This window comes from Ochrobactrum sp. EDr1-4, assembly GCF_049199085.1.
GTDB lineage: Bacteria > Pseudomonadota > Alphaproteobacteria > Rhizobiales > Rhizobiaceae > Brucella.
The window spans coordinates 485,884-512,176 of record NZ_JBLZOF010000003.1 but is presented as its reverse complement, the minus strand read 5'-3'; the positions used below and the strand labels follow the sequence as shown (position 1 = coordinate 512,176).

The window sequence follows — 26,293 nt, the reverse complement described above, 5'->3', positions numbered from 1 at the left end:
AGACTACGGCTACGACTTTTTTGGAGAGGGGTTTTCCATGGTCGTTACTCGTTTGAGCAAAACCGCATTTGTTGCGGCAATCGCTTTCTTTGCAACGCTGGTCGCCTTCGGCAATATTACCGATTACGGCAGCAATTTCGCTTTCGTTCAGCATGTGTTGCTGATGGATACGATTTTCCCGGATGCGACGATCAAATATCGTGCTATCGAGAGTAATACTCTGCACAATGCGGGCTATATTCTGATCATTGCTGCTGAAACGCTGACAGCCATTCTCTGCTGGATTGGTGCTTTCGCGATGCTCGGTCGTTTAAGTGGCGATGCAAAGAGCTTCAATCACTCCAAGAAGTGGGGCATTGCTGGTCTTTCGGTCGGCTTTCTCGTCTGGCAGGTTGGCTTCATGTCGATTGGCGGCGAATGGTTCGGCATGTGGATGTCGTCCACATGGAACGGAATTGAGTCCGCATTTCGCTTCTTCATCACGATCATTGCCGTGCTGATCTATGTCGTTTTGCCGGATGGCGAGATCGAGAAATAATCAGATGAAATGAGATGCAAGGGCGGGTTCGTTGATAAGTTCAACGCCCGCCTTTTGCATCTGATCGAGCATGGCATTCATTGATCCGCCAATGTCGATGCCGCGACAAGCATCCAGCCTTACGCGCACCTGAAAACCGTGCGCCACTGCATCAAGTGCGGAATAGGCGACGCAGAAATCCGTAGCCAGTCCTGCGATTGTCAGAGAACCAATCTCGCGGTCACGCAAATAACCCGACAGACCTGTCGGCGTTTTGCGGTCGTTTTCATAAAAAGATGAATAGCTGTCTACGCCGATGCGAAAGCCTTTGCGAATGACGAGTTGTGCGCGTGTCCATTGCAAATCTGGATGAAAGTCGGCACCGTACGTGCCTTGAACACAATGGTCAGGCCATAGCGTTTGTTCGCCATATGGCATCTCAACACTATCATAAGGTTTTTTCCCGGAGTGACTGCTTGCAAAGCTCAAATGTCCTGCGGGGTGCCAGTCTTGTGTCAGGATAACATGTTCGCTCTCGTCAATCAGGCGGTTGATCGCAGGTAGAATTTCATCCCCCTTATCGACGGCCAGTGCACCACTGGGACAGAAGTCATTTTGCACATCAACGACGAGAAGGGCATGTCCGATCATAAAACGCTCCTGAATTCTTTGCCGCAATTATAGTCAGCGATCAGGGGCGATGCCAGTGATTATGCGCGTTCTGGTATTACATTGTCTTTGGTGCTACCGAGCAGCTTTGGGTTGTTATTTTGAGCATGCCGTTATCGGAAAACCGGTTCCCACTTTTCCGCGACATGCTTTACTTGGACAGGGGATGATTATGACCGATGAAATTACGCGTGACAGCAACGGCGCACAGCTCAATGACGGCGATTCCGTTACGCTTATCAAGGATTTGAAAGTTAAGGGGACCTCGACGACGCTCAAGCGCGGTACGCTGGTGAAGGGTATTCGCCTGACGGGCAACCCTGACGAAGTTGATTGCAGCACAAAGCAGGTCAAAGGCCTCGTGCTGCGCACTGAATTTCTCAAGAAAGCCTAATCAGGCATCAATTTCGACACGACCACGCGGACGGCTGCAACAGGCAAGGATGTAGCCTTCCGCCACCTCGTCATCGCGAATGCCGCCATTGTGGGTCATCTCGGTTTCACCACCGATACATTTGACTTTGCAGGTGCCGCAAATACCAAATTCGCAAGCGCTTGGGATTTTAAGGCCACCATTGCGGGCAGTGAGCAAAATAGTGTCGTTCTCGGTGCATTCGACTTCAACACCAGAAAGCGTGAAGACAACAGTTGCAGGTAGGACGGCGGGCTTTGCGGGAGCCGCAGGTTTTTGGCTGGTTGCAGCGAGTGTCGATGGCAAAGGTACAGCAGAAATTTCGCTGGCAGGCTGGAAGCTCTCTTGATGGTAATTGGCCATGTTGAAGCCAGATTGCTCCAAGAGACCACGCACGCCATTCATGAATGGTTCTGGTCCGCAGCAGAACACTTTGCGATGAAGAAAATCTGGTGCCAGCAGTTCAAGCCTTGGCTGGTCGATGCGGCCATGAAGTCCTAGCCAGACATGCCGTGCCGATGATTGTTCCACAATGAATGCAAGGCGCATGGCTTCCATTCGGCCTGAAAGCAGCTCCAGTTCTTTGCGGAAAATAATATCATCGGGTGAACGCGCGCAGTTGATGAAGGCGACATCGGTTGCCGGTGCGCAATCAAACAGCCAGCGTGTCATGGAGACCATCGGCGTTATGCCAGATCCAGCCGAGATGAATAGATATTTCTCGCTTGGATGATTGGCGAGCGAGAAGTCGCCATTGGGACCATAGGCCTTGATGTTCATGGGCGGACGCAGATGATCCAGCATCCAGCGGGTGCCAATGCTGTCCTTCTGCGCTTTGACAGTGACCGAGATATGGTAGGGCCGGGAAGGGGTCGATGACAGTGTGTAGGTGCGCAGCACCGGTCCCAGTCCATCGGCCCGTTCTATTGGCAATTCAAGCGTGACGAACTGGCCCGGCGTATAGCGGAACCAGTTGTCCTCGAGTGTCTTGAAGGAGAAGGTCATGACGTCTGGCGCTTCTTCGATGGCCGAGATGCACTGCAGCATCTGCAACCTGTCGTTCCACGGCAGCATCTCATCCAGATATTTCAGAGGCTGCATGGCCTTCTCACTTCTTAAAATGCTTCGTTTTACGCCCATCTTATTCCGAAAACCGCTTCACACTTTTCGGGATGCGCTTTGTTTTATGCGACGCGGCTGAGCTTTGCCGTCTCGCCCTTCAGGCGAGGCGTGATGGTGTTGGTGTACCATTCAAGGAACTGCATCACTCCACCTTCATGCTCGACCGAATAAGGACCGGGCTGATAGGCGGGTGAGCGAATGCCAATGGCATTTTCTTCGACGATCTGCCGATCCTGATCATTGGTCTGAATCCACACATGGGTCAGTTCATCGAGATCATAATCGACGCCTTCAATCGCATCCTTGTGAACAAGCCACTTGGTTGTCACCATGGTTTCCTCGGCGCTGATTGGCATAACGCGGAAGGAAATGGCGTGATCGACCATCAAATGGTTCCACGTTGAAGGATAGTTGAAGAGCAGCATCGCACCGATATTGGTGTCGCCTGAAACCTGATCGCTCAATGGCTTTTTGACCGCTGGCTTTCCGGACATGGTGTAGCTCACTGCGTCACGCAGCAAGGGAATGCGGGTAATGCGATAGCGGCCGTCTTCCGACATATTGAACTCGGCAGGCAAGCCGATAGAAGCACAGTTTTTCCAGAGCTGGTTGATTTCCGGGTCTTCCATCACACCCTGAACGCCCGTAGCGCTAGGTGCTTCGGGATAGGTGCGGCAGAGTTCGGGGTGGTTGGCCGCGCAGTGATAGCATTCGCGGTTGTTTTCCCAAACGAGCTTCCAGTTACCCTTCTCGATGATCGAGCTTTCAAAGGCGACTTTGGCGTCCTTAATGTTGTGCGGTGCGAGGTAAGGCTCGACCAAGGCGCGAAAGCTGTTGAAATCGGGCGCTTCGTCTGCAAGGCAAACATAGATATAGCCCGCGACGCTTTCGCAATGCACTTGCTTCAAACCATATTCGGCGGGCTTGAAATCTGGTCCAACCTGTCGCGCGAACAACAGGCGGCCATCAAGTTCATAGGTCCACTGGTGATAAGGGCAGACGAGCTTGGCTGCTGTGCCTTTTTCAGCCGCGCAGATGCGCGAACCACGGTGACGGCAGGAATTGTGGAACGCTCGGATAGTCCCTTGTGAATCGCGCACGATCACAACTGGATAAGCGCCGACCTGCACGGTCATATACGAGCCGGTCTTGGGCAGTTCGCAATCGTGACCGACAAAGAGCCAGTCGCGATAAAAAATGTTTTCCAGATCGAGCTTGTAGAAATCCGGATCGGTGTAAAACTTCTGCTCAAGGCTGAAATTTGGGTCGCGCCCGGTCAAAAGCCCCAGCATTTCGTTGCGAACGTCCATAGAATCAAACCTTTGCGTCCGTATCAAAGTCGGGCTGGTGCTGTTCTCTCAGCGACGCTTGCTCGACCGAATGTTCCCTTTATCCTCCGGAAGCTGCGCTTTCCCATTATCTCAATGGCTTGTCTGTTCATTGGCTCATGTTCAGACTGGCTTCCGTTGTCATGATTCAATCATTGAAATGTTCTAAACGCGCATTGGGATGCGACATGATTTTCGCGTAAAGACGACACGCGCGCATTCGCGCAGTTCTTCGCAAATATGTGTGAGTTGCGCGCGCGGGATTGCCAAGATGGGAGAAAGCCAGTTACCAAGCTGCCTGACATATTCGGTTTCATTCCATGGGAGGCTAGCAGGCCATGAAACGTTCAGAAGTTAATGAGATTATCCGCGAGAGCGATGCTTTCATCCGTTCTTTTGGTTATATCATGCCGCCATTCGCCTATTGGACGCCGGAAGAGCTGAAACAGCACACGTCAAGCGATGCGAAGGCTATTCTCGATGGGCGCCTTGGCTGGGACATTACTGATTATGGTCAGGGCAATTTTGCCGATCTCGGCTTGTTCCTGTTCACAACACGCAACGGTAATGTCGAAGATCTCAAGCGTGGCACTGGCATGCTGTATGCTGAGAAGATCATGATCTCATGCAAAAACCAGATTTCGCCGATGCACCGCCATGCATTGAAGGCCGAAGACATTATCAATCGTGGTGGCGGTACGCTGGTACTGGAACTGTTTAATTCACGCGCCGATGGCAGTGTTGATGAAGAAACTGATGTAACGGTTGCGACTGATGGTCGTCTGGTGACGCAGAAAGCTGGTGCGCATTTGAAGCTAAGCCCAGGTGAAAGCGTTACGCTGCTGCCGGGTAACTGGCATGCCTTCTGGGGTGAGGGCGGCGATGTGTTGATCGGTGAAGTATCGACCGTTAATGACGATCTGACGGACAATATTTTCCGTGAGCCGATTGGCCGCTTTTCCGATATTGAAGAGAACGAAAAGCCATTACACCTTTTGGTGTCAGACTATGATAAATGGCTCTGAACCCACCGATATTTCGGCCATGCCCGTCTGCAAATGGCACTTTTCTGCGCTTCCGGTGCTCACGTACCTTTAAGTACGCGGCGCGCCGGTTCTCGAAAAATACCATTTTCGACAGACCATAACCGAAATCTCAACAGGTTCAGCAAGCTTGCGATGAACGAAAAAGGACTGAACGTATGAAGCTGGCGATGATCGGAACGGGCTATGTGGGTCTGGTTTCAGGTGTGTGTTTTGCCGAGTTTGGCTTTCACGTCACCTGTGTCGACAAGAACCCGTCGATCATCGAACGGCTTGAAGCGGGTAAGGTCACGATTTTCGAGCCGGGCCTTGATGAGCTTATGGGGCGTAATATCCGTGATGGCCGCCTTGAATTCAGTACCGATCTTGCAACCAGTGTTGCCGATGCTGATGTGATCCTGATTGCAGTCGGCACGCCTTCGCGTCGCGGAGATGGTGAAGCGGACCTGCAATATATTGAAGCTGCTGCGGATGAAATTGCGGCTGCCATGAAGCCGGGTGCTGTGGTCGTTATTAAATCGACGGTCGTTGTCGGAACCAATGCGCGTATTCGCGACCGCATTGCGGAAGCGCGTCCGGGTGTTGAGTTTTCGATGGTTTCAAACCCTGAATTTCTGCGTGAAGGTTCAGCGATTGAAGACTTTATGCGTCCCGACCGTGTTGTCGTTGGCGTAGATGATGAGCGCGGCAAGGCGGCGATGCAGCGGCTTTATCGTCCGCTTTATCTGCGTGAAACGCCGATGGTCGTTACTTCGCTTGAAAATGCTGAAATCATCAAATATGCAGCCAATGCTTTTCTCGCTATGAAAGTGACGTTCATCAATCAGGTGGCTGATCTTTGCGAAAAGACCGGCGGCAATGTGCAGGAAGTTGCACGTGCAATCGGCATGGATAACCGCATTGGTTCGAAGTTCCTCCATGCGGGGCCGGGCTTTGGTGGTTCGTGCTTTCCGAAGGATACCCGCGCTTTTGCTGCGACAGGCAAAAAGTATGATGCGCCGCAGTCGCTGATCGAAGAGGTGATCACTGTCAACGAAGCGCGCAAGCTATCGATGGCGGATCGTATCATTGCCGCTGCTCGTGAGAGTGGAACGAAAACGGTTGCTGTGCTGGGCGTAGCTTTTAAACCGAACACCGATGATATTCGTGAATCGCCTGCGATTGACATTATTGCCGCTATTCAAAAAGCAGGCATTTCTGTGCGTGCGCACGATCCGGAAGCAATGGATGCTGCCAAAGCAGTTTTGCCGGAGGTTATCTGGTGCGGTTCTGCTTATGAGGCAGTAGAAGGCGCGGGTGTTACGGCGCTTTTGACCGAGTGGAATGCTTATCGTGCGCTTGATTTGAAGCGTGTCGCAAAAGCGATGGATGGCAATGTGCTGATTGATCTGCGCAATGTCTATAAAGCGGACGATGTTGCCGGAACCGGATTGGATTATCGCTCAGTAGGGCGGACTTTAAAGAGTTAGCGCATGTCTCCCAAAAGTGGGAACCGGTTTTGGGACAAATACATGTTTTAAAATTCAAAACGCCGATCTGAGGATTTCAGATCGGCGTTTTTGTTTGGTGAAACGAATTAACTCGCTGCCTTCAACCGCTTCCTCTCATTGGCAATAAGCCAGAGATTGCGGATATAAACGATCAGGCCAAAGCCCTGACCTGCGATGAAAACGGGGTCTTTGCGCTGGATGGCGTAAACCAAGAGCAGCACGCCACCAATGAGCGAAAAGAACCAGAATGCCACCGGCATTACGCTTTTCTTGGCTTTTTCCGATGCCAGCCACTGCACGACGAAGCGCATGGTAAAGCAGGCCTGAGCGACGAAGCCTAGAATAATCCAGCCGTCCCACTGTGCTACGAACACATCGTGTAACCACTGGATGAAGCTGCTGAAAATATCAGTCATGGGTAATCTCCGTCACGCGCGGCACAACCTTGCGGCGCTTGCGCAGCCACCACACGCCATAAAGGTCTAAAACACCGCGCAGGCCGCGGTCGAGAATGCCGTAATTCGATTTGCCGTGGCGGCGTTCGCGGTCGGTGACATCGATATGCACGACATCAAAACCTTCGCGTAGAGCGAGCGCAGGCAGATAGCGATGCCAGCCATCAAAGAATGGCAGCTCGCGGAACAGGTCGGTGTGCAGCGCCTTGAGGCCGCAACCGGAATCGCGTGTTTTGTCTTTGAGGATCGCGCCGCGCAGATTGTTGGCAAAGCGTGATGAAAGCTGCTTGAGCTTGGTATCAGTGCGCTTGAGGCGCTGACCGGCGGCAATGCCAAAAGCAGGGCCGGCATTGATCAGGGCGTCTGCAAGTGCTGGCAGATAGGCAGGATTGTTCTGCCCGTCACCATCCATTGTCACAACAATCTGGCCACGCGCTGCAAAAACGCCGGAGCGCAAAGCAGCACTTTGGCCGGATGAGCGGTCATGGCGGATATGGCGCAGCGGCTTGCCAGCATGGATGCGGCCAGCCAGCACATCGCTGGTTGAATCTGTTGAGCCATCGTCTACGACAATGACTTCATAGGCGCGGCCCAGCATGGCGCTATCGACTTCATCGAGCAGAAAAGCGAGATTGTCGGCTTCGTTGCGGCAGGGGATGACCACAGAAATCGTCGGTGTTGACAAGCGGAGTTCCTTCATTCCTTGCGCATTTACCGTAAATCAGTGTGCGTAATATCTCAGTACAGGTGCCCTGTAGCGCGCAAGGCGGGCTCCATACCATTGATTGCCGGGCAAACCAAGTGTTTCAAGAAATCGTGAGCTTGACCAGTTTCTCAGAATATAAGCCGCTTTTAGCCGGACTTGTTGCCAGACGGAAGAGCTTCCGAGAGCCAATCCAGAAAATTCTGCGTCACTTCATCTCGGTTTAGGTCGTTGAGACTTTCGTGCCGTGTGTTGGGATAGACTGTGCAAGTTACTTTGCTAAAGCCCATCGCCTGCATTCTGTGCGCGAGTTTTTTGGTGGCTTTGGCTCTATCTGTTGCAGGGTCTTCGCCACCGCCAACCAGATTAAACGGCAGGCCGCGGCGAATATTTGCAAAATTGCGGTCGGTTGCTCCAGCCTTAATCATGCGGAATACGTCGATCCAGAGCGCCACGCTTGCATCAAAACCGCAGAGTGGATCGTTAGCATAAGCTTCAACCTCTGAGGCGTCACGCGATAACCAGTCAAACGCGGTGCGATGGTTGGGGATAGCGTTGCCCCAAGCCCTAAAGGTGAGCTTTGGCAGGATCGAACTTGGAACGTCTGAGCCTTTGAGCATGCGCTCGATTTTAAGAATTGCCATCGCCGCGCTGTTCTCAACGCCTCCGTTGAAGTTGGCATTCCATATAGCTGCAGCGTCAACTGTTTCAGAGTGAATGAGTGTATAATTGAGCGCGATCAGTCCGCCCATGGAGTGCCCGAATAAAACCACCGGCAAGACAGGGTGCGAGGCATGAATATGGCGGTTTAGGGCAAGAACATCATCAATTGCCACTCTATAGCCGTCTTTTTGCGCGAATATTCCTTTTGGCGCATATGCGCCAATATTTGCGCCATGACCGCGATGATCATGCGCATAGACGTTGTAACCTGCTGCGTTCAGGGCGGTTGCAAACCGCGCATAGCGCGCAGAGTGCTCTGCAAGCCCGTGGCAGATGTGCACGGCAGCCCTTGGTGCAGCGATCAGCGATTGCCGAAATGGCAATTCGATTCCGCTATTAAGCGGTAAGAGATGGATGGTTTCAAACGACATGGAAGCATCTGAATTTATGCTGCGCAAATAGTCAAACCCTCTTTTGGTGGTGTCGTTTAAAAAGGCATCCAGAGGTTGAGTGAATTAATTTTAGGCAAATGTAATTTTTGAGCAAATTCCGCTTGAAAACCGTAAAAACCTAGGCAAATCTATCTCCAACAGAGGATGTCGACGGAGTTTTGAAGGAAATCCAGAGGCGTTAAATTTCGGTATTAGGGCATAACTAGCAGGCCATTCGGCGAAAGGGAGGATACTTTCCCGAGTGGTGGCCAGAGGGGAAACCGGGTGACGGAAATATCCGCGCCCGGTTTCATTTTGTTTGGAAGCTTTTCAAGCTGAAGTTTGCGCGATGATATTTGCTTCCGCGCTCTATTTCGCCTACATACCCTTCAGAAATTTCCCTGCGGTTCGGCGTTATCGCTGTTCACGCTCTCTAACTCGTGGAGACGACGCGCTTTATGGCACGCCAATTCATTTATCATATGTCCGGGCTGAACAAGGCCTATGGTGCTAAAAAGGTTATCGAAAACCTTCATCTGTCATTCTACCCAGATGCTAAGATCGGTATTCTTGGTCCAAACGGTGCCGGTAAATCGACGATCCTCAAGATCATGGCCGGTATGGACAAGGATTACACCGGCGAAGCCTGGCTCGCTGAAGGTGCGACTTGCGGCTATCTTGCTCAGGAACCGCATCTGGATCCAGAAAAGACCGTTCTCGGCAATGTTATGGAAGGTGTAGCATCAAAGACAGCTATTCTCGACCGTTACAACGAACTGATGATGAATTATTCTGATGAAACCGCAGACGAAGGTGCGGCTCTTCAGGACGTCATCGACAGCCAGAATCTCTGGGATCTCGACAGTCAGGTTGAAATGGCGATGGAAGCCCTGCGCTGCCCGCCAGCTGATGCCGATGTTACCAAGCTTTCGGGCGGTGAGCGTCGTCGTGTCGCACTTTGCAAGTTGCTTCTTTCGAAGCCTGATTTGCTGCTGCTCGACGAACCGACCAACCACCTTGACGCCGAAACCACTGCATGGCTCGAAAAGCATTTGCGTGAATATGAAGGCGCTGTTCTTCTCATCACGCACGATCGCTACTTCCTCGACAATGTCACCGGCTGGATTCTCGAACTTGATCGCGGTCGCGGCATTCCTTACGAAGGCAACTATTCCGCCTATCTGGAAGCCAAGTCCAAGCGTATGATTCAGGAAGGCCGTGAAGACGATTCGCGTCAGAAGGCACTTGAGCGCGAACGCCAGTGGATAGCCGCTAGCCCGAAGGCTCGTCAGTCGAAGTCGAAGGCGCGTATCAAGGCCTATGATCAGCTGGTTGAAGCTGCCAACAATCAGCGTCCGGGCGATGCCCAGATTCTGATCCCGGCTGGTGAACGTCTCGGTCAGGTGGTTATCGAAGCCGAAGGTCTGACCAAGTCGTTTGGCGAGCGTATGCTGATCGAAAATCTCACATTCAAGCTGCCTCCGGGTGGTATCGTTGGTGTTATCGGTCCGAACGGTGCCGGTAAATCGACACTGTTCAAGATGATTACTGGTCAGGAAAAGCCGGATTCCGGTTCGATCCGTATCGGCGACACGGTTCACCTTGGTTATGTCGATCAGAGCCGCGATCATCTCGATGCGAACAAGAATGTCTGGGAAGAAATTTCCGGCGGTAACGATATCATAAAGCTCGGCAAGTTTGAAATGAACTCCCGCGCTTATTGCGGTGCGTTCAACTTCAAGGGCGGCGATCAGCAGGCGAAAGTCGGTAATCTCTCCGGTGGTCAGCGTAACCGCGTGCATCTTGCCAAGATGTTGCAGGCAGGCGGCAACGTTCTGCTGCTTGACGAACCGACCAACGATCTTGATACCGAAACGCTGGCAGCGCTTGAAGATGCGCTAGAAAAATACGCTGGCTGCGCTGTTATCATCTCCCACGATCGTATGTTCCTCGATCGTTTGGCAACGCATATTCTGGCATTCGAAGGCGATAGCCATGTTGAATGGTTCGAAGGCAACTTCGAGGATTATGAAGCGGATAAGGTTCGTCGTCTCGGACCTGAAAGTGTCAATCCAAAGCGGGTTACTTACAAGCCGCTGACACGCTGAATATAACGATTAAACCTGATCTAATTAAGGGTTTATTTTGGAATGGACAACCCCAAGAGTATTTTCTTGGGGTTGTTCTTTATTTCTATCTCTCTATGAGGGCTTTTACTTCTTCATATGTCTCTTGAACCGCAGATATTCCCCATGTGAATGCTAATGTAGTTCCTACGTTTGCTTCACTAAAAGCCGTTAAATAATCAAAGTTATAAGTAAATAAAGATCCATCTACTCTTCTTAGTTCTATGAACATAACAATTCCTTTTATGAATTGACGATTTTCTTTTTTCTAATATTTTTTCGTAACGCCATTGATTGATATGAAATATTAAAATTCTCTACAACATGAGAGCAATGACAGGTGAGGCTACCAACATGCGTGACTGGTCCGCGAAGCAATATCTGAAGTTTGAAGATGAACGTAGTCGCCCGGCGGCTGATCTTCTGGCGCAGATTATGATCGATAGTCCTCGCAAGGTGGTCGATATTGGTTGTGGACCGGGAAATTCTACAGAGCTTTTGGTTCAGCGCTGGTCGAATGCGAAGATGTCGGGCTTTGATACATCGCCGGATATGATCGAGAAGGCGAAGGCGCGCTTGCCACAAGTAGAGTTCGCTCTCGGTGATCTCACCAAATTTGTGCCAGATTCTGAAACGGATGTGTTGTTTTCCAATGCGGTTTTTCAGTGGGTCCCTGATCATATTGAACAGATGCAAAGGCTAGTGTCCGAGCTTCAGACAGGTGCTTATCTGGCAGTGCAAATGCCGGATAACATGGCTGAACCGACCCATGTTTTAATGCGTGAAGTTGCCAAAACCGAGCCTTTTAACGATAAGATTGGCGATAAGGGCAGAGCGCCACTGCCGCCAGCAGCAGACTACTATAACGCTTTGATCGGGTATGCATCCCACGTCGATATTTGGCATGTGATTTATAATCATCAACTCGCCGATGTGGATGCAATCATTGAATGGGTTAAGTCCACTGGGCTGCGTCCATTTCTCGATCCATTGAATGATGATGAGCAGCGCGAGTATCTGAAAGCGTATAAAGCACGGCTTGAGGCGTTCTATCCCACGCTGAATGATGGTCGTGTGCTGCTGCGGTTCCCGCGCATTTTCATCGTCGCCAGAAAATAGTCAAACGCTTTAGCGGGCCTTCTCTGCTCTGTGGCGGAGACCTTATTTCACAAAGATTTTACCGGATCTGTAAATTGCGTATCCGGTAAAACAGTTAAATTTCAAGTTCTTATGCGACTGCTGATGAGTTTCTACTACAATAGTAGTGCATGATAATAGATTGCATACAAACGATATTGCTCCTATGATTTCGCGATATCGGAGGTAGTTCCAAACAATTATTGATGCCCGCTGGGATCGCTTGATTGGGAGTGGCGAAATCTGTTTTTCAAAGATGCTACGTCAAGGTCAGCTTCATGGACTGTGCAGCCTTCTTGGTTGAACCATGCGGAGTTGCAGACTGAAATCTGAGGCCTGACCAACCTGCCGAATATATTGATTCAGAGATCAACGATTACTGGTTTTGCTCTCTCCCAAGCAAGGCGAGTAATCATGCAGTCGTATCCCCTTTTGCGGCTGCTATCGGGAGTTTTACAATGAGCAATGCACAAATGCACAGCGATGCCAATGGTGAGATCGAGGAGAAACACGACGCTCACGATACGCGCCGAAGAATTTACGCGATCGTTGCAAGCGCCTCGGGCAATCTGGTCGAATGGTACGACTTTTACGTCTATTCCTTTGGCGCGCTTTACTTCGCGTCACAGTTTTTTCCGGCTGCGGATCAAACCAGTCAGTTGTTGAATGCGGCTGCAATTTTTGCAGCTGGTTTTCTTATGCGACCTATCGGTGGCTGGTTGTTTGGCCGTGTGGCTGACAGGCTCGGTCGTCGTACTTCCATGCTGATTTCGGTTAGCATGATGTGCCTTGGTTCTTTTGCAATCGCGATCCTGCCAACCTATGAAACGATTGGTCTCTGGGCTCCGCTCCTTCTGCTACTCGTCCGACTTTTACAGGGTCTGTCGGTTGGCGGTGAATATGGCACGACTGCCACTTATATGAGTGAGGTCGCACTTGCCGGGCGTCGTGGTTTCTTCTCGTCTTTTCAGTATGTGACTTTGATTGGCGGTCAGCTTCTGGCCGTGCTGGTTCTGGTCATTTTGCAATTCTTCTTAACGACTGAGCAGCTGCATGAATGGGGCTGGCGCATTCCGTTTGCTATTGGCGGTCTGGCTGCAATTGTTGCGCTTTATCTACGCCGAACATTGCATGAAACGTCGACAGAAGAATCCCGTAACAATAAGGCTGCTGGTAGCTTTGCCACGATCTGGAAGCATCACCGCAAGGCATTTCTGGTTGTTGTGGGCTTCACGGCTGGCGGTTCGCTGACCTTCTATACGTTCACGACCTATATGCAGAAATATCTGGTCAATACCGCGGGTATGAACAAGGAAACGGCCAGCGAGGTTATGACCGTTGCGCTGTTTGCATTCATGCTTATGCAGCCGCTGTTTGGCTATATCTCCGACAAGGTTGGTCGCAAACCAATGATGATCGCGTTTGGCGGCGTATCGGTGTTGACGACGATTCCTTTGCTCACAGTGCTTGGCTCTGTACAAAGCCCGACAATGGCGTTTATCTATATTGCTATCGCTTCGGCAATTGTGAGCATGTACACGTCGATTGGCGGCATCGTGAAATCGGAACTGTTTCCGGCTGAAGTGCGGGCTTTGGGCGTTGGCTTTTCCTATGCGATTGCCAATGCAATTTTTGGCGGTACTGCTGAATATGTGGCGCTGTGGTTCAAGAAGGTCGGCTTTGAAAGCGGGTTCTTCTGGTATGTAACCATCATGATGGTGATCGTGTTCATCGTCGGTCTAGTCATGCCCGATCCACGCAAACACGGTTATCTGCAGGGCCACGGAACCCACTGATATTTAAATCTGTTAGACGCCGCCTTCGGGCGGCGTTTATATTTCCACTTTCTCATCATCGTCTGCGGTGACGAGCCGTGTTGCGCGCCATTCGGTGAGCTTTTTATTGATTGAGTCCATCACGAAAAAGCGTGCTGAATCCTTGTCATAGCCATCATCACGCAGGGCGTCATAGTCAGTATGCGAGTGGCGGACATGTGCAACTGTTGCAAGCCATACGGCAATGGATGGAGGAAGCGCTTTCATGTGAGGCGCTAAGGCTGCCGCGCGAATTGGCTCTGAATCAGAATAGGGGACTGCAGGGAGCAAAAGCGTAAGCGACTTTGCTATTGCCTTCTGTCGTACAGTGCTTGCACCCATGGCTGTCTTCCTTTCCGGCTTTCAGCGAGATTCGTAACAAGCATACTCTGCTTATTATTTCACTCAAACGGCTACCAGAGTTTCACAGCAGTTTTGCTGTGCATGGGTGTGTGAAAATCGCTTGCGCGATTTCTATAATTCACATAAACATATCTTTATATGTTTGAGAGTATGGAGATTGCGATTTGCGCATGCAGCTCGATCAGATGGTGGATGTGTTAAAAGCAGTGGCTGAACCAAGCCGCTTGCGTATCCTTGCACTTCTTTCCAAGGGCGATTTGACAGTCTCAGACCTCACAACCATTCTCGGACAGTCGCAGCCGCGTGTATCGCGGCATCTCAAGCTTCTTGGTGAGGCAGATCTGATTGATCGCTATCAGGAAGGCGCATGGGCCTATTTCCGGCTGTCGGAGAGTGCCGCTTGTGGCGAGGTTGCGCGCAATCTCTTATCGAAGCTTGATATTTCCGATGCGCTGCTTGAGCGCGATATGGAGCGGCTTTTGCAGGTCAAATCCAGTCGTCAGGAAAGGGCCGCAGCTTATTTCAGCGCCAATGCAGTGAGTTGGGATGAAATCCGCAAGCTGCATGTGTCGGAGAATGCTGTTGAAGTCGCTCTCAAGGGCATCATCGGCGACAGGCCGTTTCAGGCTATGCTTGATGTAGGCACGGGCACAGGTCGTTTGCTGGAGCTGTTCTCACCGCTATATGTGCGTGGGCTTGGTATTGATATCAATCGCGACATGCTGGCTGTGGCGCGTGCTAACCTTGATTTGGCATCGGTTGCCAATGCGCAGGTGCGGCAGGGTGATGTCTATGCGCTACCTGTTGAGCGCGAGAATTTCGATCTGGTGACAATCCATCAGGTGCTGCATTTTCTCGATGACCCATTGGCTGCAATTCGTGAAGCGGCGCGTGCGCTGCGTCCGGGCGGTCGATTGCTGATTGTCGATTTTGCCCCGCATCTTCTCGAATTTTTGCGCGAAGAGCACGCGCATTTACGGCTTGGCTTCAGTGATGAGCAGATGCTGGGCTGGATGAAAGAGGCAGGGCTGGAACCTGCAAAAACAACTGAGTTGGCGCCAAAGGCTGCAAATGGTGACGACGGACTGACGGTCAAGCTTTGGCTTGCCCATGATCCGCGTTTGCTGATTGCTGATCCGGCACCGCGTAATGCAAGCATGACGGAGACAGTCTAATGGGCTTTTATGGTCTTTCCCGCCGACCTGATATCGGCCAGACCACCCGGGTATCGTTCGAATTCTTCCCGCCTAAGTCGGAAGAAATGGAACAGCGCCTGTGGGAAACAGTAACGCGGCTTGCGCCGCTTAAGCCTGAGTTTGTCTCTGTGACCTATGGTGCGGGTGGTTCGACGCGTGAGCGCACGATCCGCACGGTCGCGCGTATCTTGAAAGAAACCGATATTCAGCCTGCGGCACATCTGACCTGCGTTGACGCAACGCGTGAGGAAGTTGATCGCGTTGCGCAAGAATTTGCGGCGCTTGGCGTTAATCGCTTTGTGGCGCTGCGTGGCGATCCTGCCAGCGGCATTGGCGAAAAATACGTACCGACAGCGGGCGGTTATCAGAATGGCGCGGAACTTGTTGGTGGTCTGCGCACGCTTTCTGATTTCGATATTTCTGTTTCGGCTTATCCGGAAAAGCATCCTGAAAGCCCGGATTTTGCGACCGACATCGATATGCTTAAGCGCAAGGTCGATAATGGTGCAACGCGGGCGATCACGCAGTTTTTCTTCGATAACGATCTTTATGAGCGTTATGTCGAGCGTGTGCGCCGTGCAGGCATTTATATCCCAATCGTTCCAGGTGTTCTGCCGGTGCATAATTTCAAGCAGGTCAGCAATTTCTGCGCGCGCTCAGCAACCCATATTCCGGCCTGGCTTGCAGAACGCTTTGATGGATTGGATAAAGACCCGCAGACCCATCAGCTTGTTGCGGCTGCAATTGCTGCCGAACAGGTCATGGACCTGATTGAGCGCGGTGTGCAGGATTTCCATTTCTACACGATGAACCGCGCTGATCTGCCGTTTGCGATTTGCCATATGATTGGCATTCGGCCTAAAATAGAGCCTGCGCTTGAAGTCGCATGATATGAAAAAAGCCCGGTTTAAAAACCGGGCTTTTCTTTAAGTAAGACACATCAGTTCATCCTCAAAAACTGATGCCGTCTAATGGCTTAGGCTATCCCTCATTCAGGGAATGACGCCTGCTATCAACGCTGCAACAAATGCAAATGCTGCACAGATCATGAGGACGTTCAAAGATCGTGTAAGTCCCATCGGTCTGTCTCCTTCTATGCACCCGACGAGCCAATGACTGGTCGAATGCGCGCTGGTAGAGAACCTGAATCTAAGCGCAAAACGGTTTAAACAAAAGAAGATTTCTTACTGCAATATGCAGTGATTGCGAAAAAAACCTTCTGTTTACCACCTAAGTCTTTGAAATTTTTGCCTGTAAAAATTTGTTCACATTTCATGAAAAAGCCACGAAACTGCCAATTTTGAGGGTGGCTTTTGCTGTTTTAGCGGATCAAGGCGAGGAAAGCCGAGAGAGTCAGCACCGAAAGAACCGTCGAATAGAGGATGACATTCGACGTGATTGCAGCTTCGCGACGGTAATGTTCTGCCAGCATGAACGGACCAGTTCCGGCAGGAAGGGCTGCAAGCAATGTAGCGCTTTGCGCAAGATGTGTTGGCAGATTGAAAACGTAAACCGCAAGCAGCCACGTAGCCAATGGCATAACAATGAGTTTGACCGAGACGAGGAAGGCGATGGCGTTGATGCTCTCGCGCTCAATCTTGCGTGGTTGTGCGAGGAACAGTCCAAGCGCTACCAATGCGCAAGGTGAAGCAGCACCGCCCAACATTTTCAAAAATGTTTCAGCAGGGGCGGGAATGGTAAGGCCGGTCACAGGCATCAATGCGCCGAGAAACGGGGCAACGAGCAGCGGATTACGCACCAGCGAGCGCGCCACTTTCCAGATAAGGCGCAGCGGCTTCTTCTCTGTTTGCAGACCAATTTCAATCAGCACAATCGCAAAAGCAAAAGTCACGCAGACCGTGATGATGATCGAGATCGTCGTTGCAGCAAGGACACCTGAGCCGAATGCAATCATCGAAAGCGGGATGCCCATATAGCCGGTATTCGGATAGGCGGCGTTCAGACCGTCGAGTGCATTGTCAGCAAGCGACAGTTGGCCTCGAAGGCGAATAAGGAATGGAAGTACGAAGGCAATAGCGCTGCTGAGTAGAAAGACGCTGATAAAGCCCGGCTGCCAGAGATCGCTGCCATGGGTGTTGGCCATGATATCAAACAGCAGAGCGGGCAGGGCGAGATAGACAACGAAACGGTTGAGTTCTGCTATGGCATGCGGGCCTAATATGTTCAGCTTGAAGGCACCCCAACCGGAAAAGATGAGGGCGAAGACGGGCAAAACGATAATCAGGGTTGAAAGCATGGTGGGGGATCAGCTTATAATAATTGAAAAGGCGCGGAGGCCGTCCGCGCCTTTTGATAGTATAATCAGAGCTTGTCGAGAAGTTCTGGCGTTGCCCATGAATCGGCAGGCATACCCAGACGCAATTGCTCGGTGCGAACGGCATCGCGGGTTAAAACACCGAAGACGCCGTCAATCTTACCCATCTCATAGCCACGCGCCTGTAGCTTGGTCTGGAGTTCTTTCATCTGCTCCTGCGTCAGGCCTTGATCAGGATTGCCAGCATTAAAGGCTGGTGCACCTGCAAGACGGGTCGCGAAATAGGCAGCGGTCGTTGCGTAAACAATCGACTTGTTCCATTCAACGAAGATGTCGAAGTTTGCATAGGAAAGAAACGCGGGACCTTTGCGGCCCAATGGCAGCAGAAGCGATGCATCGCCATCATCGGGGCCGAGTGGACCATTGAGGCCCGTTACACCGTGCTGCGCCCACCATGAATGCGGCTTGCGATTGGTGCGGATGGATTCTTCCCACGGCAGATCCTGCGTGATGCGCACTTCTTCAAGCCATGGCTCGCCGCGCTTCCAACCAAGCTCGGAGATCATGCGGCCAGCGGTCATCATCGCATCAGGGATGCTATTCTTCAGATCGACCTTACCATCGCCGTCGCCATCAACGCCGCGTTCCAGATAGTCCTTTGGCAGAAGCTGCATCATGCCGATTTCGCCAGCCCAAGCGCCGGTTGTTGCTGCATCGACAACGCCGGTATCGAAAAGCTTAAGCAGCGCGATCAATTGTGGACGGAACAGGTCCGGGCGGCGGCAATCGTAAGAAAGGGTGACAAGCGCGTTCAGCGTATCGAAATCGCCCTGAATAGCGCCGTAATCTGTTTCCAGTCCCCAGAAGGCTGCGAGAACCGGGCCGGGAACGCCATAGGTCTCTTCAACTTTTTTGAACACATCTGCATGCTTGGCCAGATTGTTCTGGCCATTCTTCAGGCGTGCTTCCGAAATCAGGCGCTTGGAAAATTCGGTGAAGGTGAGGTTGAAAACAGTCTGCTTGCGGTCGCGATCCAGAACCTTTTGTTCGAGCGTTGCCTTGTGCAGTTCAGCAATGCCCTTTTCGCCAACGCCCGCTTCGCGCGCTTCTTTGGTCAGATTGTCCATCCACTGACCATAATCGATTTCGCATTCGGGCTTCGGCATATTTGCCGTATCCGTCGCAGCAGTCGGTGCTGGAGAAGCGAGAGCAGGGGAAATTGCAGTTGATGCCAGTAAAGCGGCAGCCATCACTGAAGCGATAAGTTTCATCGAGAGAACTCACAATTAAAAGGGAAATAACGTCCCCATTTGTTTTTTAAGCTATTGCCTCATCACGTCATGGAAATGAAGCGAAACTTAGTGTGAGTTCCCGTTTATTGCTCAGTTAACGGACCTTGTTGCTTTCCAGCCACTTTTTCCATGCTCCCGCGCTGCCTGCGAAGACATTGATGTCCGCATCACCCTTGATACCGGGAATTGTGCCGGTTCCGGTATATTGCCAGAAAGTCCAGGGATGCGGGCCGTATTTCTCAGTCGGATGACCGGCAGTCGAGCGCAACCAGAACGGATAGCCGCTTAGTTGGTTTAGGTTATTCTCATCGAAGAAGTCGACGGTGGTGTAGATGATTGGGCGCTTGCCATAATGCTTTTCGACGGCATCAAGGAAAATCTTCATTTCTTTGCGCACGACGACTTCATTCGGCCTCAGCTTGCACGAGGGCGAATGTGCATTCCATTCCATGTCGAGCACGGGTGGCAATGCGTTTGGATCGCGCGGTACATTTTGGATATACCAGCGCGCCTGCTCAATTGCAGGGCGACAGAAATAATAGAAGTGATAGGCGCTGCGCGGAATGCCAGCTTGTTTTGCACCATTCCAGTGCTCAGTGAAACGATCGTCGAAGCGGTCGCCGCCCTCTGTTGCTTTGATAAAGGCAAAGGAAATGCCGCTGCGTCGCACCGCGTTCCAGTCAACATCCACCTGATATTTGGAGACATCGGTGCCGTGGATCGGATAATGCCAAGGTGTGCGACCCGTCCATTCGAACGGCTTGCGATCACCAAAGCGCGGCGCATTAACCGCGCCGGATGGCCGCGCCATCTGCTGCATCGAATTGCCTGACTTTTTAACGTCGGCGAAATCATAATCCACTGTCGTACAAGCGGACAGAAGACACGCCCCGAGGGCAAGAAAGCAGCGGCTGGCGATAGCGTTCATACAATGGTCCCGGTGTCGCGAATCAGTCTTGATTAGGGTTACGCGATACCGTTGTCTGCGTCACCCGCTGAGGCCGCAAAACTTTGCTCAATATATATTGTGTCGCACTGTTTATGTGTTGGCGCAGATAATAGCGATCCATGCAAAGCCGCGATGCAAGACTTTTTGTTTCATATGAGCGACTTGTTCTTTTGCGAGTTGCTCTGAAACGGTGAAAAGATTTTCGCGAGGCGTCACATGAAACCAGTTAAGCCATGTGAAAAGTGCTTTTTTGAACCAGCGCGGTAGTCCTTGTTGATTGCCAAAATCGACAATATGCATTTCGCCGCCCGGCTTTAAGTGTCGAATGCTTTCAGCAATAACCGATTGCCATTGTGGGATCATTGAGACGGCATAAGAAATGAATATGCGGTCGAAGCTACCTACGTTGAAAAGTAAGCTGGGATCAAAATGTGTGGCATCGGCGCGTTCGAGTTTTGTGCGTTCCGCAATTCCGGCACGCTTTGCAGCCGCATGAGCGGTGTCGAGCATCTCGGCTGAAATATCGATGCCGTAGAGCTTCGCGCGAGGGTAGGTCTTTGCGGTTTTGACCAGATTGCGTCCCGTACCGCAGCCGATTTCCAATACGCTGCCGCCTTCAGGGACGTTCAGGCCAGCAATCATCGTATCCCGCCCGAGAAGATAATATTTGCGCGTCGCATCGTAGAAATATCTTTGGTGACGATAAACGCGGTCCATCAGGCTGGCGTGGTCTACGCCGCTGCTATGTTTTTGATGAACGCTCATACTATGCGTCTTTCAGAACATAGAGGTGAAAGCCGCCATAAATAGAAGAGCGGTCGCGGTCATGCAAAGCACGAGATTGATCAGCGCGATAATCCCAATGGTCGAGTATTGAGGGATCAACCCGGCCCGACAACAGACTTGGCTCAGCTGCCGTGCGGAAGATGACGCGTGCACCGGGCGCTGCTGTGCGTGTGATCTCGCTCCAGAGCGCGTTGAGCTGTGCGTCATTCATCCAGTCTTGAGCGTCGAGAAGAATATAGCGATCCACCGATGAAGCAGGCTTTTTGGCGAGAAACTCCGTGTAATTCGCATTTCGAACACTCATGCGATCAACGCGTGCACGCACAGTGTCGAAGTTAGCGCGCGAGAGGTAGGGCGGCAGCGGGCCGGTCTCATCGTCGTTACTATATCCTCGGCCAAATGCCTGCCATGCGAAATAGTTTTCATTCAGCGGGAACGCACAGGCGAGTTTCTCAAGTCGCGCGCGAAGAACGAATGCCATATCGCCATTTCCGGCTGTCGCTAAAGCATCATATTGCTGTGGCGGAATGCCGAGGCCGAAAAGCGATGACTTGCGCGCTGTGGCCCAGCGCACCATGCGCTTTTCAAATAAAGGTGCCAGAGCTGTGTCGAAGAACGTGCGCTGTTCTTCCATCGTGCGCGCTTTTAGAATGTCGCGTGGATCAATTCCATAAAGACGGGCAACGCGATGGCCCATACCAATGAAGACGCCCAACAGACCATGGCGGTATAGATCGCGGGAGAAAATCGAGATGCGCTGGCGGCCGCTCCATTTGCGCTTTTCCCAATAGGCCCGGCTTTCGCTGTCGAGATGTGGTTGGATGAAGCGCTGATAGGCCGCAAGATTGGCCTTGTCATCGGCTTTCCCATAGAAGCGGTAGAAACTCGCATAATCCGGCAAATGCTTTAAAGCGCCGAGTTTAAGCCTGTTGAATGCAACGTGGGCGCTGTTCAGATCAACCGCTTCGACCGAAGCCGGATCAGCAGTCAGATAAGAAAGCGCGTTGCAACCGCCTGACGCTATTGTCACGATGCGATGGCCGGGTTCAATGGCAAGCGCTGCCATGTCGACCTCTGGGTCTTCCCAAATTTGCGGATAGACCAGCCCTTTGAATAGCCAAGCAAAGAGTCTTTCGGAAACACCGTCTTTTGAGAGCGCGTTGTTTTGAGTGACCGCGCGCTTGAGGATCGTATCGTTGGCGCTTTGCTTTTTCATGCCATGTTCCCCGTTCTTTTAGCGCCAAATCACTGGCGAATCCGGATTTGTTTGGCTGAGTTAAACATTGTCGGGTAACAGGCGCGTGACGCAGAAAGTTATGGTTAGCACTTTGTTATTATGGCGGTTTGTTACCGCTCGTAAGACTATTTGAGAGAACCTTTCCGCATGCTCGCCGTTTTCTAACGTGATGTTGGCGTCGTCAAACAGATCGCTTGGAAATAGCTATGGGGACAAAAGCGTGATGTGACGAATGTCTTTTCGAGGTGATTGGCCGCTAAACCGGTCACGCACAATAAATCAGAAAGCGTTGGCTATATCCCCGCAACGCTTCAATTTAGGGTAAGGAGAGCCACCGTGAAGAAGTTTTTGATTGCTTCAGTTGCTGCCGTATCGTTTTTAGGTCTTGCAGCTTGTAGCGACAATTCAAAAGACACCAGCAATGCTCCGGCTGCACCAGCGCCTGAAGCGCCAGCCGCGCCTTCTAACAATACGACAACGACCCCTGCTACCCCTGCGCCTTCGACGCCGGGTACAACAGGTACGCCACCTGCAAACTAAATTGCAGTTAGGTTTACGTGAATGCCCATGGCATTCGCTGGTTTCAGATGGCGGTCCGGTTTCGGGCCGCTATTTGCCTCGAAAGGAGCAGAACTGGTGACAAATTCTGCGATTGTTGAAAACAAAGATGAGATGAGCGCGTTTTCGGAGTTTAAACGTCGTCTTTCTTCGGTTATGGCTTTTGTCATGAGCCGTAATTTCTTGTTTTTGATTTCCGCTGTTGTTCTTGTTGCACTTGCTGCTTGCGGTAAGGGTAGTGACGATACGAACGCAGTATCCGCTCAGCCAGAGCAAGAAACCTCCACTCCTGCGCAAGCCGCGCAAGAGCAGGATGGCCCTAATCTGATTAAGGCCTTGGAAGATAATTCTGGTGTGATGACACCAGAACAGCAGGCTGCAGCTGTTCAACGTGCCCGCAGCAATGCAGAAGCCGCAGCCAAAGCAGTTGGGCAAAACGAACAACAGGCTCAAGCTGCAGGTGAAGCTGCTGCAAGTTCCGCGCAGCGTTCTTTTTCAGAACGTCAGTCCCAATAACTATTTTGTTTATTGCTAAATTATTGTTTTTTCGTCGATTGTTACGTGTTGATGTTTCCAGCCTTTACGTAATTCTATAGAAACGATTCATGTCGATCTGGGTTCAAATCGGTGATTTCTTCACCTCTATAACGCTCAGCGCTATTTCTAGCGTGATTGAAGCTGTGCGAACAGTTTTCGAAGGCGATGCAGACACGCGCAGACGTGTTGCATTTTCCATCGCCATGATCGCGCTTTCCGCCAAAATGGCTAAAGCAGATGGTGTTGTGACACAGGACGAGTTTCGCGCGTTCCAAAGGATTTTCTCCGTACCAGAAGAAGAGCATGCGCACGTTGTGCGCCTCTATAATCTCGCACAGCAGGATGTCGCCGGTTATGAGAGCTATGCACGTCAGCTTGCGGGGCTTTGTCGCGAAGGCGATGAGAATTGTCACCTGTTAGAAGATATTCTCGATGGGCTGTTCCATATAGCGACCGCAGATGGCTATGTGCATGAAAAGGAAATGGCGTTCCTGTCGAATGTTGCCGAAATTTTTGGCTATGACGAAGAAGGCTTTGACCGCATCGCTTTGCGGCATGTCAGTCGCGGCGAGGGCGATCCCTTTGCCATTCTTGGACTGAAACGTGGTGTTTCATTTGAAGAAGCGCGCAAAAAATATCGTGCGCTGGTCAAAGAGCATCATCCGGACAGACTTGTTGCGGAGGGGCTTCCGCTGGAATTCATTAATATTGCAAATGCGCGCCTCGCTGCGATCAACAGCGCTTGGGCCAGTGTAGTGAAACAACTGGAGGCCGCATGAGTGGTTCAGTTATCAAACCGTCAGATGACTTAGCAGCGCTCGCGTTGGAGAAGCCGGATTATCCGACCGCTACTATTGATGCCTCGCCGAACTTCGGTATTCGCAAGGATGGCAAAACGCCGACTTATCTGATCCTGCACTATACGGGGTTGGAGACAGCAGAGGAGGCACTTGAGGTTCTCAAGTCTCCTGAACGGGAAGTCTCGGCACATTATTTGGTTCATGAAGATGGACGTGTTGTGCAGATGGTGTCTGAAAAGGCGCGCGCATGGCATGCGGGTAATAGCTTTTGGAAAGGCGAGACCGATATTAATTCGGCTTCTATCGGCATTGAGATCGTCAATCCAGGCAATCTGGAAAACTATCCACCATTCGCTGAACAGCAAATCGCGGCGGTTATCGAATTGTGCCGCAGCATTTGTTCGCGCTACGAAATCCGTCCCGAAAACGTGCTTGCGCATTCAGACATAGCACCAGAGCGCAAGACCGATCCGGGGCACAACTTCCCATGGAAGCAACTGCATGAGGCAGGCATTGGCCATTACATTGAGCCAACGCCGATACGCGGCGGTCGTTTTCTCGCACGCGGCGAACAAGGCCAGCCAGTCGAGGCTTTGCAATCGATGCTTGCGCTTTACGGATACAAAATTGAGATCAATGGTGCGTTCGATGAGGCCACTGAGATCGTGATTAAGGCCTTTCAGCGGCATTTTCGGACACAAAATGTGGATGGTGTAGCCGATGTATCTACTATAGATACCCTCTACAGGCTTATTTTTTCGCTGCAAAATGTTACCGCGTGAGCATCGCTATTTTTTAGGGTGTTCCACGACCAATATTTCATATTTCTGTAGCAATTTCATTAAATTAGACCGGAAGTCGTGCTGATTGCTGATCTTTTTCCACTCATGCGCGCATCACGAAATGTGACAGCGTTTATTACAACCTGTAAGACTATTTTACTTCCCCTACCAATCTTCGGCTGCATTTCCCCATCACATGATCTGCCATTCCCGGCGGTGATGAGCGTGTGAAATGCTTGTTGAGCGGGACCATAAATAAAACGGCAATGCTGCCCCCAAGACCAGCAAAGCCCCATAAAAACGATCCAAGACGGTAGGTTATGAAGTCAAAATTTGTAGTTGTTTGCGCCCTCATTGGCGCCATGAGTTCTTTTGGTCTAAATTCTGCAATGAGTGCGCCGGTAAACGAGCCAACCAATCTCGCAGACCTTCTGAAAGCCCGTGCACAGAACAAGGCTGTGGAAGCCAACAAGTCAGAAAAGGCTTCGCGTTCCGCCCGCACAGAAACGAAGCAGACGGCTAAGAAGGCCTCTGTTATCACCAAGCGCGCAGCGCCCGCTGCAAAGAGCGCAAAGCGTTCCAAGGCTCGTGCAGACGCATCAAAGACTGCACAGGTTGGCGGTAAGGCTTACTCGCAGATCATCAATCGTTACGCATCAACCTATGGCGTTCCATCTTCGCTGGCGCATGCTGTTGTTCGTCATGAGAGCAACTTTCAGCCAAATGTGCGCGGTGCAGCGGGTGAAATTGGTCTCATGCAGATCAAGCTCTCGACCGCTCGCGGTCTTGGCTACACGGGTTCGGCAAAAGGTCTTTATGAGCCTTCGACCAATATTCAGTTTGGCATGAAATATCTTGCACAAGCCCAGAAGCTTGGTGGCGGCAGCACTTGCGGCACGATCCTCAAGTATAATGCCGGTCATGGCGCAAAGCGTATGAACCCAACATCTGCAAAATATTGCAGCTCGGTTAAGTCTTATATGGCTGGTCTGTAACATCTGAATTCATGTTATCGGTCGCGTAGAGTTTCAGGCCGATGATGTGATTGATAAGCCGGTAGCGTGTTCGCTGCCGGCTTTTTTGTTGTGTGGAGATTTTTTCGAAACACGGTTCCCACTTTGTCCGATCATGCTATATACGCGCCGTCAGTCGGTCGGGCAGCCGCGCTTGTCATATGTCGAAAGACGGCAGGTGAGGAAAGTCCGGGCTCCATGGAAATACGATGCCGGGTAACGCCCGGCGGGGGCGACCCTAGGGATAGTGCCACAGAAAGTAAACCGCCCCGTCTTCCGTACCGCTTGTCTAAGCGGCAGGGATGACGGGGTAAGGGTGAAAGGGTGGGGTAAGAGCCCACCGCGCCGGTGGCAACACAGGCGGCACGGTAAACCCCATTGGGAGCAAAACCGAATAGGGACGGCGCGCCGGTTCGCAAGGACCGGCAATCAGTTTCCGGATCAGTCGTCCGGGTGGGTTGCAAGAGGCGGGTGGCGACATCCGTCCCAGATGAATGGCTGCCACGTTGGACGCAAGTCCGGCCATACAAAACCCGGCTTATAGACCGACTGACACTTTATCTGTTTAGCGCATCCCGAAAAGTGGGAACCGGTT

General features: G+C 51.5%; 26 protein-coding genes and 1 other RNA gene. 15 read left to right on the top strand and 12 right to left on the bottom strand.

Features of this window, described 5'->3' with window-relative positions; all coding sequences use genetic code 11:
* Positions 1–37 precede the first annotated feature (37 nt).
* On the top strand, positions 38–538 hold the full coding sequence (locus ACOZHT_RS13525; RefSeq protein WP_339511631.1) for a DUF2165 domain-containing protein: 501 nt from the start codon (positions 38–40) through the stop codon (positions 536–538).
* Here ACOZHT_RS13525 and pncA read toward each other — a convergent pair whose 3' ends face one another.
* The gene (pncA, locus tag ACOZHT_RS13520; RefSeq protein ID WP_339511633.1) at positions 539–1,168 is read right to left on the bottom strand and encodes a bifunctional nicotinamidase/pyrazinamidase; all 630 of its coding nucleotides are present in this window, start codon (positions 1,166–1,168) and stop codon (positions 539–541) included.
* Positions 1,169–1,358: 190 nt separating this feature from the next.
* On the opposite strand from pncA, the gene ACOZHT_RS13515 reads away from it, so the two are divergent.
* Positions 1,359–1,580, top strand: coding sequence for an alkylphosphonate utilization protein (locus ACOZHT_RS13515; RefSeq protein WP_339511635.1), 222 nt, complete (start codon positions 1,359–1,361; stop codon positions 1,578–1,580).
* Here ACOZHT_RS13515 and ACOZHT_RS13510 read toward each other — a convergent pair whose 3' ends face one another.
* Entirely contained in the window at positions 1,581–2,699 is a 1,119-nt protein-coding gene (locus tag ACOZHT_RS13510) for a hybrid-cluster NAD(P)-dependent oxidoreductase (protein WP_339511637.1), read from the bottom strand. It lies immediately after the preceding gene.
* An 83-nt stretch (positions 2,700–2,782) separates the two neighbouring features.
* The gene (locus tag ACOZHT_RS13505; RefSeq protein ID WP_339511639.1) at positions 2,783–4,030 is read right to left on the bottom strand and encodes an aromatic ring-hydroxylating dioxygenase subunit alpha; all 1,248 of its coding nucleotides are present in this window, start codon (positions 4,028–4,030) and stop codon (positions 2,783–2,785) included.
* Between the two features lie 356 nt (positions 4,031–4,386).
* Between ACOZHT_RS13505 and ACOZHT_RS13500 the strand changes: the two genes are divergently transcribed.
* Together ACOZHT_RS13500 and ACOZHT_RS13495 are read left to right on the top strand one after the other, a co-directional pair.
* Complete coding sequence (locus tag ACOZHT_RS13500) at positions 4,387–5,073, top strand: D-lyxose/D-mannose family sugar isomerase (RefSeq protein ID WP_339511641.1); 687 nt, start codon at positions 4,387–4,389, stop codon at positions 5,071–5,073.
* Between the two features lie 176 nt (positions 5,074–5,249).
* Positions 5,250–6,560, top strand: a complete 1,311-nt coding sequence (locus ACOZHT_RS13495) for a UDP-glucose/GDP-mannose dehydrogenase family protein (protein WP_339511643.1) — start codon at positions 5,250–5,252, stop codon at positions 6,558–6,560.
* Between the two features lie 107 nt (positions 6,561–6,667).
* On the opposite strand, the gene ACOZHT_RS13490 is transcribed toward ACOZHT_RS13495, so the two are convergent.
* From ACOZHT_RS13490 to ACOZHT_RS13480, 3 genes are all read right to left on the bottom strand, one after another.
* Positions 6,668–6,997: a lipid-A-disaccharide synthase N-terminal domain-containing protein gene (locus ACOZHT_RS13490; RefSeq protein WP_339511645.1), complete on the bottom strand. Its 330-nt coding sequence runs from the start codon at positions 6,995–6,997 to the stop codon at positions 6,668–6,670.
* Positions 6,990–7,721: a glycosyltransferase family 2 protein gene (locus ACOZHT_RS13485; protein WP_339511647.1), complete on the bottom strand. Its 732-nt coding sequence runs from the start codon at positions 7,719–7,721 to the stop codon at positions 6,990–6,992. The genes ACOZHT_RS13490 and ACOZHT_RS13485 overlap by 8 nt, the downstream gene beginning before the upstream one ends.
* A gap of 167 nt (positions 7,722–7,888) precedes the next feature.
* The gene (locus ACOZHT_RS13480) at positions 7,889–8,833 is read right to left on the bottom strand and encodes an alpha/beta hydrolase (protein WP_339511649.1); all 945 of its coding nucleotides are present in this window, start codon (positions 8,831–8,833) and stop codon (positions 7,889–7,891) included.
* A 458-nt stretch (positions 8,834–9,291) separates the two neighbouring features.
* On the opposite strand from ACOZHT_RS13480, the gene ettA reads away from it, so the two are divergent.
* The 3 genes from ettA to ACOZHT_RS13465 all read left to right on the top strand — a co-directional run bounded on the left by ettA (position 9,292) and on the right by ACOZHT_RS13465 (position 13,892).
* A complete protein-coding gene (ettA, locus tag ACOZHT_RS13475) occupies positions 9,292–10,941 on the top strand; it encodes an energy-dependent translational throttle protein EttA (protein ID WP_339511651.1) in 1,650 nt (549 codons plus the stop codon).
* 372 nt (positions 10,942–11,313) lie between these two features.
* Positions 11,314–12,078 carry a trans-aconitate 2-methyltransferase gene (gene tam, locus ACOZHT_RS13470; protein ID WP_339511653.1) on the top strand — a complete coding sequence of 255 codons (765 nt, stop codon included), beginning with the start codon at positions 11,314–11,316 and terminating at the stop codon, positions 12,076–12,078.
* 476 nt (positions 12,079–12,554) lie between these two features.
* Complete coding sequence (locus ACOZHT_RS13465) at positions 12,555–13,892, top strand: MFS family transporter (RefSeq protein ID WP_421565824.1); 1,338 nt, start codon at positions 12,555–12,557, stop codon at positions 13,890–13,892.
* A 36-nt stretch (positions 13,893–13,928) separates the two neighbouring features.
* Here ACOZHT_RS13465 and ACOZHT_RS13460 read toward each other — a convergent pair whose 3' ends face one another.
* Positions 13,929–14,252 (bottom strand): DUF2293 domain-containing protein, encoded by a 324-nt coding sequence (locus ACOZHT_RS13460; protein ID WP_339511657.1) that lies wholly within the window; start codon positions 14,250–14,252, stop codon positions 13,929–13,931.
* A gap of 191 nt (positions 14,253–14,443) precedes the next feature.
* Between ACOZHT_RS13460 and ACOZHT_RS13455 the strand changes: the two genes are divergently transcribed.
* Entirely contained in the window at positions 14,444–15,448 is a 1,005-nt protein-coding gene (locus ACOZHT_RS13455) for a metalloregulator ArsR/SmtB family transcription factor (protein ID WP_339511659.1), read from the top strand.
* Positions 15,448–16,359: a methylenetetrahydrofolate reductase [NAD(P)H] gene (gene metF / locus ACOZHT_RS13450; RefSeq protein WP_339511661.1), complete on the top strand. Its 912-nt coding sequence runs from the start codon at positions 15,448–15,450 to the stop codon at positions 16,357–16,359. The genes ACOZHT_RS13455 and metF overlap by 1 nt, the downstream gene beginning before the upstream one ends.
* Before the next feature lie 431 nt (positions 16,360–16,790).
* Here the strand turns inward: metF and ACOZHT_RS13445 are convergent, their stop codons facing one another.
* The 5 genes from ACOZHT_RS13445 to ACOZHT_RS13425 form a co-directional block, all read right to left on the bottom strand.
* A complete protein-coding gene (locus ACOZHT_RS13445; RefSeq protein ID WP_339511662.1) occupies positions 16,791–17,726 on the bottom strand; it encodes an AEC family transporter in 936 nt (311 codons plus the stop codon).
* 65 nt (positions 17,727–17,791) lie between these two features.
* Positions 17,792–19,015 carry a lytic murein transglycosylase gene (locus ACOZHT_RS13440; RefSeq protein WP_421565823.1) on the bottom strand — a complete coding sequence of 408 codons (1,224 nt, stop codon included), beginning with the start codon at positions 19,013–19,015 and terminating at the stop codon, positions 17,792–17,794.
* A gap of 115 nt (positions 19,016–19,130) precedes the next feature.
* Positions 19,131–19,964 (bottom strand): GH25 family lysozyme, encoded by an 834-nt coding sequence (locus tag ACOZHT_RS13435; RefSeq protein ID WP_339511664.1) that lies wholly within the window; start codon positions 19,962–19,964, stop codon positions 19,131–19,133.
* A gap of 111 nt (positions 19,965–20,075) precedes the next feature.
* Positions 20,076–20,750, bottom strand: coding sequence for a class I SAM-dependent methyltransferase (locus ACOZHT_RS13430; RefSeq protein WP_339511665.1), 675 nt, complete (start codon positions 20,748–20,750; stop codon positions 20,076–20,078).
* 1 nt (position 20,751) lies between these two features.
* Positions 20,752–21,987, bottom strand: coding sequence for a DUF3419 family protein (locus ACOZHT_RS13425; RefSeq protein WP_339511666.1), 1,236 nt, complete (start codon positions 21,985–21,987; stop codon positions 20,752–20,754).
* Positions 21,988–22,344: 357 nt separating this feature from the next.
* On the opposite strand from ACOZHT_RS13425, the gene ACOZHT_RS13420 reads away from it, so the two are divergent.
* The 6 genes from ACOZHT_RS13420 (at position 22,345) to rnpB (ending at position 26,255) form a co-directional block, all read left to right on the top strand.
* Positions 22,345–22,548 carry a hypothetical protein gene (locus ACOZHT_RS13420; protein WP_339511668.1) on the top strand — a complete coding sequence of 68 codons (204 nt, stop codon included), beginning with the start codon at positions 22,345–22,347 and terminating at the stop codon, positions 22,546–22,548.
* A gap of 96 nt (positions 22,549–22,644) precedes the next feature.
* On the top strand, positions 22,645–23,082 hold the full coding sequence (locus ACOZHT_RS13415; RefSeq protein WP_339511670.1) for a hypothetical protein: 438 nt from the start codon (positions 22,645–22,647) through the stop codon (positions 23,080–23,082).
* An 89-nt stretch (positions 23,083–23,171) separates the two neighbouring features.
* Positions 23,172–23,882 (top strand): DnaJ family molecular chaperone, encoded by a 711-nt coding sequence (locus ACOZHT_RS13410; RefSeq protein WP_339511672.1) that lies wholly within the window; start codon positions 23,172–23,174, stop codon positions 23,880–23,882.
* Positions 23,879–24,685: an N-acetylmuramoyl-L-alanine amidase gene (locus ACOZHT_RS13405; RefSeq protein ID WP_339511674.1), complete on the top strand. Its 807-nt coding sequence runs from the start codon at positions 23,879–23,881 to the stop codon at positions 24,683–24,685. Before ACOZHT_RS13410 ends, ACOZHT_RS13405 begins: the two co-directional genes overlap by 4 nt.
* A gap of 320 nt (positions 24,686–25,005) precedes the next feature.
* On the top strand, positions 25,006–25,680 hold the full coding sequence (locus ACOZHT_RS13400) for a lytic transglycosylase domain-containing protein (protein ID WP_339511676.1): 675 nt from the start codon (positions 25,006–25,008) through the stop codon (positions 25,678–25,680).
* Between the two features lie 150 nt (positions 25,681–25,830).
* An RNA gene (gene rnpB, locus ACOZHT_RS13395) (RNase P RNA component class A) lies at positions 25,831–26,255 on the top strand.
* Positions 26,256–26,293 lie beyond the last annotated feature (38 nt).

What these genes read in the sequence shown, in the direction of transcription:
- ACOZHT_RS13525 (WP_339511631.1), top strand. Translation starts at nt 38, where the DNA reads ATGGTCGTTACTCGTTTGAGCAAAACCGCATTTGTTGCGGCAATCGCT.
- pncA (WP_339511633.1), bottom strand. Translation starts at nt 1,168, where the DNA reads ATGATCGGACATGCCCTTCTCGTCGTTGATGTGCAAAATGACTTCTGT.
- ACOZHT_RS13515 (WP_339511635.1), top strand. Translation starts at nt 1,359, where the DNA reads ATGACCGATGAAATTACGCGTGACAGCAACGGCGCACAGCTCAATGAC.
- ACOZHT_RS13510 (WP_339511637.1), bottom strand. Translation starts at nt 2,699, where the DNA reads ATGCAGCCTCTGAAATATCTGGATGAGATGCTGCCGTGGAACGACAGG.
- ACOZHT_RS13505 (WP_339511639.1), bottom strand. Translation starts at nt 4,030, where the DNA reads ATGGACGTTCGCAACGAAATGCTGGGGCTTTTGACCGGGCGCGACCCA.
- ACOZHT_RS13500 (WP_339511641.1), top strand. Translation starts at nt 4,387, where the DNA reads ATGAAACGTTCAGAAGTTAATGAGATTATCCGCGAGAGCGATGCTTTC.
- ACOZHT_RS13495 (WP_339511643.1), top strand. Translation starts at nt 5,250, where the DNA reads ATGAAGCTGGCGATGATCGGAACGGGCTATGTGGGTCTGGTTTCAGGT.
- ACOZHT_RS13490 (WP_339511645.1), bottom strand. Translation starts at nt 6,997, where the DNA reads ATGACTGATATTTTCAGCAGCTTCATCCAGTGGTTACACGATGTGTTC.
- ACOZHT_RS13480 (WP_339511649.1), bottom strand. Translation starts at nt 8,833, where the DNA reads ATGTCGTTTGAAACCATCCATCTCTTACCGCTTAATAGCGGAATCGAA.
- ettA (WP_339511651.1), top strand. Translation starts at nt 9,292, where the DNA reads ATGGCACGCCAATTCATTTATCATATGTCCGGGCTGAACAAGGCCTAT.
- tam (WP_339511653.1), top strand. Translation starts at nt 11,314, where the DNA reads ATGCGTGACTGGTCCGCGAAGCAATATCTGAAGTTTGAAGATGAACGT.
- ACOZHT_RS13465 (WP_421565824.1), top strand. Translation starts at nt 12,555, where the DNA reads ATGAGCAATGCACAAATGCACAGCGATGCCAATGGTGAGATCGAGGAG.
- ACOZHT_RS13460 (WP_339511657.1), bottom strand. Translation starts at nt 14,252, where the DNA reads ATGGGTGCAAGCACTGTACGACAGAAGGCAATAGCAAAGTCGCTTACG.
- ACOZHT_RS13455 (WP_339511659.1), top strand. Translation starts at nt 14,444, where the DNA reads ATGCAGCTCGATCAGATGGTGGATGTGTTAAAAGCAGTGGCTGAACCA.
- metF (WP_339511661.1), top strand. Translation starts at nt 15,448, where the DNA reads ATGGGCTTTTATGGTCTTTCCCGCCGACCTGATATCGGCCAGACCACC.
- ACOZHT_RS13445 (WP_339511662.1), bottom strand. Translation starts at nt 17,726, where the DNA reads ATGCTTTCAACCCTGATTATCGTTTTGCCCGTCTTCGCCCTCATCTTT.
- ACOZHT_RS13440 (WP_421565823.1), bottom strand. Translation starts at nt 19,015, where the DNA reads ATGAAACTTATCGCTTCAGTGATGGCTGCCGCTTTACTGGCATCAACT.
- ACOZHT_RS13435 (WP_339511664.1), bottom strand. Translation starts at nt 19,964, where the DNA reads ATGAACGCTATCGCCAGCCGCTGCTTTCTTGCCCTCGGGGCGTGTCTT.
- ACOZHT_RS13430 (WP_339511665.1), bottom strand. Translation starts at nt 20,750, where the DNA reads ATGAGCGTTCATCAAAAACATAGCAGCGGCGTAGACCACGCCAGCCTG.
- ACOZHT_RS13425 (WP_339511666.1), bottom strand. Translation starts at nt 21,987, where the DNA reads ATGAAAAAGCAAAGCGCCAACGATACGATCCTCAAGCGCGCGGTCACT.
- ACOZHT_RS13410 (WP_339511672.1), top strand. Translation starts at nt 23,172, where the DNA reads ATGTCGATCTGGGTTCAAATCGGTGATTTCTTCACCTCTATAACGCTC.
- ACOZHT_RS13405 (WP_339511674.1), top strand. Translation starts at nt 23,879, where the DNA reads ATGAGTGGTTCAGTTATCAAACCGTCAGATGACTTAGCAGCGCTCGCG.
- ACOZHT_RS13400 (WP_339511676.1), top strand. Translation starts at nt 25,006, where the DNA reads ATGAAGTCAAAATTTGTAGTTGTTTGCGCCCTCATTGGCGCCATGAGT.